This is a genomic window from Pseudomonas sp. Ga0074129, assembly GCA_001465025.1.
Lineage (GTDB): Bacteria > Pseudomonadota > Gammaproteobacteria > Pseudomonadales > Pseudomonadaceae > Aquipseudomonas.
In genome coordinates this window covers 1-2,830 of sequence record LNDO01000075.1, presented here as the reverse complement: position 1 = coordinate 2,830, position 2,830 = coordinate 1, and the positions used below count along the sequence as shown (strand labels likewise).

3 protein-coding genes and 1 pseudogene are annotated in these 2,830 nt (G+C 55.9%); 1 reads left to right on the top strand and 3 read right to left on the bottom strand.

Annotation, left to right across the window (positions count from 1 at the left end):
* Positions 1–118 precede the first annotated feature (118 nt).
* On the top strand, positions 119–745 hold the full coding sequence (locus AUK77_RS09255; RefSeq protein WP_186351569.1) for a hypothetical protein: 627 nt from the start codon (positions 119–121) through the stop codon (positions 743–745).
* A 109-nt stretch (positions 746–854) separates the two neighbouring features.
* Here AUK77_RS09255 and AUK77_RS18940 read toward each other — a convergent pair.
* The 3 genes and pseudogenes from AUK77_RS18940 to AUK77_RS09245 all read right to left on the bottom strand — a co-directional run.
* A pseudogene (locus AUK77_RS18940) lies at positions 855–1,051 on the bottom strand (acyl-CoA dehydrogenase C-terminal domain-containing protein); the annotation flags it as partial.
* Positions 1,052–1,113: 62 nt separating this feature from the next.
* A complete protein-coding gene (locus tag AUK77_RS09250; RefSeq protein ID WP_296128625.1) occupies positions 1,114–2,496 on the bottom strand; it encodes a heavy metal sensor histidine kinase in 1,383 nt (460 codons plus the stop codon).
* A 2-nt stretch (positions 2,497–2,498) separates the two neighbouring features.
* Positions 2,499–2,830, bottom strand: a 332-nt coding sequence (locus AUK77_RS09245; RefSeq protein WP_296128624.1) for a winged helix-turn-helix domain-containing protein, incomplete at its 5' end; no start/stop codon positions are given.

The window sequence follows — 2,830 nt, the reverse complement described above, 5'->3', positions numbered from 1 at the left end:
ACCCGCTTAAAAGGCTAGAACTGGTGTCCACTTAAATTTAAGTGCACACCATGTCCTGGTCTTGCGGGGCTGGGTAGATGGTTTGGCCGGACGGATACGACCCATTCACGATGAGGTTATGGGCCTGGCCTCGCGCCTTGCGCAGCAATGCCATCCGCAAGTGGCGCAGCAGCATGCAGAAGAGCTGGCTCGGTATGCGCGGCTGACGTCGGCCTGCACCGCCCTGGAGTCTTTTAGCGGGTGCCGCCCCAGAATGGATGACGATGCTTTTGATGTGCTTGCCAGGCGCCGCTCTCAGGTGGCGGACCTTATCGCCCATGCGAATTTACATGCCTATGAGCAGGAAGCGCCTGAAGGGCTTTACTTGGCTATTCCGTTCTTTTCACGGTGCTCGGATAAGCAGCCGGTTTGGTTGCTGAATCGCACCGCTCAGTCTGTCACTTACCTGCGTAGGCAGTTGTATGCATACGCCAGCACGGACGAAGGTATTGATGAATACCAAACCGCTAGCAATGCCTTTGCTGATGGTATTGCCGCTTCTTCGGTGATCGAGCCAGGAGGCAGGCTCCAGATTGACGACTACTCCATGAGTTTTGATGGCGATTTCGTCAGTAATCGTCGAGTTATTCTGCTGATTGATGGCGCACGCAGTGAGTGGTTTACGAGTATCTCGAAGCTGGGTGGTTACCTTTGGGATGAAGCGCTGCATGGGTTGCATGCGTTGAAGAAGGTGAAGGACCTCTGAGTGTGTTGGAACTGCGGACTATAGGATTTTCAGTCCTATGATCGCCTCTGCAGTGCCACGGTTGAAAAAGCGCGGTCTCCAGTATCGAGACCGCGCTCACGCTTAATCGTCAGAACTGTTCAGCGGAAAGTCCATAGAGGGATGAGCTACTCGCTCGAATGCAGGCTTCCAGTCCTAAGTTTGTGGCAATAGGCGGCTGAAAAAGAAATCGGCGACTGCCAGCTTGGCCCCATAGAGACAGTCGTCTTCGGTGCGGCGAGTGCTTACGGAAAACGCCATTCCTGCCCAGACATAGGCGTAAGCCACAACACACCGGTGCAGAGCTAACTTCATTAGGGGTCATGTGCGCTTGGCTGCACAGCCATCCGCTAGGAGGGAGAGAGCCGAGGAAGTTCGATGTGAAAGCCTGTGAGGCCCTCTACCGAAGTGCACCAGATGCGGCCTTTGTGGGCCTCGATGATGGAGCGGGTGATGGCAAGGCCGAGGCCTGCATTGCTCGGGCCTCCCTCGCGCCGGGCGGGATCGACCCGGTAAAAGCGGTCGAAGAGCTTCTCCAAGTGCTCTGGAGCGATTGTGCCGCCTGGGTTTTCGATGCTTAGACTGGTTGTGTCCGCTGTCTGGCGGATCCGCAGCGAAATCGTCTTCCCCTCAGGCGTATAGCGCAGGGCATTGGACAGCAGGTTGGAGATCGCACGATCAAGCATCAGCCGATCACCACGCACTCGGCCTGTACCCGTTACAGAAAGTCGGATGTCACGCTCTTCGGCCAGCAGGCGGTAGTACTCGGTCAGCTTGGCGGCAACGTCCGCCAGCTCGATGTCGCTCTGTTCCGGGACGATCAGGCCGTTATCGGCCTTGGCCAGAAACAGCATGTCGTCGATCATTCGGGACATGCGCTTCAAGTCCTCCAGGTTGGAGTACAGATTCTCCTCATAGGCATTGATATCGCGTTTTTTACTCAGCACGACCTCGGTGTGGGTCATCAGATTGCTGACTGGAGTTCGTAGCTCGTGGGCAATGTCGGCCGAAAAATTGGAGAGCCTAACGAAGGCATCCTCTAGCCGAGCCAACATCGCATTGAAGGAGAGAACCAGTTGCTGAAGTTCCCGCGGCACTGGTTCGAGAGGGATTCGCTCCTGTAACGAGCGAGCGGACATCCCGGAGGCCACATGAGTGACTTGCCGCAGAGGCCTAAGGCCGCTGCGAGCAACCACCCAGCCGAGTGCGGCACTGAACAGGGCGCTGATGACCAATCCAATCCAAAACCATCGTTGCAGCGTGTCGAAAAAGTGTGTGTGATTGGTGACGTCAAGAATCAGCAACGCAGTGAGCGGCTCAGCCTGATCGGCTACCGAGATTTGCTCCGTCATGCCACGGTACATGTGTTGGCCGTTCTGCCACTCCCACATGCTCTGCTCATTTGCACGTCTGAAACGCTCAGGTACTTCGACTGCTCTGGGGTCGGAAAACAGTACAGAACCGTCACTGGCCAGGATAGTGGCGGCCAGATCCTGATGGGCTCCCAGCAAAGCTCGCAACTGCGGTAATTCTTCCGAAAGGCTCGCTTCACCGCGAGCATTGTTGAGGATATGTTTGGCGGATTCGAGTTTCTCCACCAGGGCCTGCCGATCCAGCATCTTGAAGTGGTGCTGGCTGAGCATATTGAAACTCAGCCCTGCTACCGTCAGGACTGCAATTACCGCGGACATGAACATCAGGCTCATGCGTGCGGTCAGCGAAAGGTGCTTCATATTCACTCCGGAGCATCCATCATGTATCCCATGCCGCGGGCGGTATGAATCAGCTTGAGATCGAAATCGTCATCGATTTTTGCGCGTAGCCGGCGTACCGCAACCTCAATGACATTGGTGTCGCTGTCGAAATTCATGTCCCAAACCTGAGAGGCAATCAGCGACTTCGGGAGCACCTCGCCGCGCCGGCGCAGTAGCAGTTCCAGCAGTGAAAACTCCTTCGCGGTCAGGTCAATTCTTTTCCCGCCACGGATCGCACGCCGCTTCATCAGATCGACTTCCAGATCGGCAATTTTCATCGTTTTTTGCGTGGGTGAGCCATTGCCTCTACGCA